The organism is Burkholderia sp. AW49-1, from assembly GCF_053427845.1.
Map to the genome: position 1 here is coordinate 1 of NZ_JBSAXF010000104.1, position 487 is coordinate 487.

1 pseudogene is annotated in these 487 nt (G+C 53.8%); it reads left to right on the forward strand.

Annotated elements, in window-relative coordinates:
• Nucleotides 1–487 (forward strand): annotated as a pseudogene (locus ACV22W_RS33595) (hypothetical protein); the annotation flags it as partial.

Below are 487 nucleotides of genomic sequence, written 5' to 3' on the forward strand. Positions count from 1 at the left end.
CAGTCGTGCTGAAAGGCGAACGGGAGGTGCTTCTCGCATTAAAGCCTGATTGGCTCAAAGTATGGCCGGAATCCAATACGATCGTCTTGACCAGTCGGATGGGCGCGAGGGTGGATGGTGTGCGCGATCAAGGTGTGCATAGTGCCCGCCATATTGTCGAGGTGATCGAAAAACAGGTCGGTCTTGCGAAACGGCTCGAATCAACGATACCGATGCTGGCAAATGATGTCCTGGGGAGTCGAAGAAAAAGAGCAGTTGCTCATGTCGATGCAACTAAAGAAGTGGCTTTTTCCTTGCATCCGAGTTCTCCCGTGGAAACCTGTACGGATTTCGGGAACGGTCTGGTCAAGCAGGCATTTGGCCGACCATTGACGAAAGAAGATCGTCGCATGTTGTCCGATGAGGTCGCGCGTTGGTGTCAAAGTGGAGCGCTGTCGAATTATCAGGCTGAGATCGCGACGTCGGCCGTTCCCCGCTGGTTGTACAC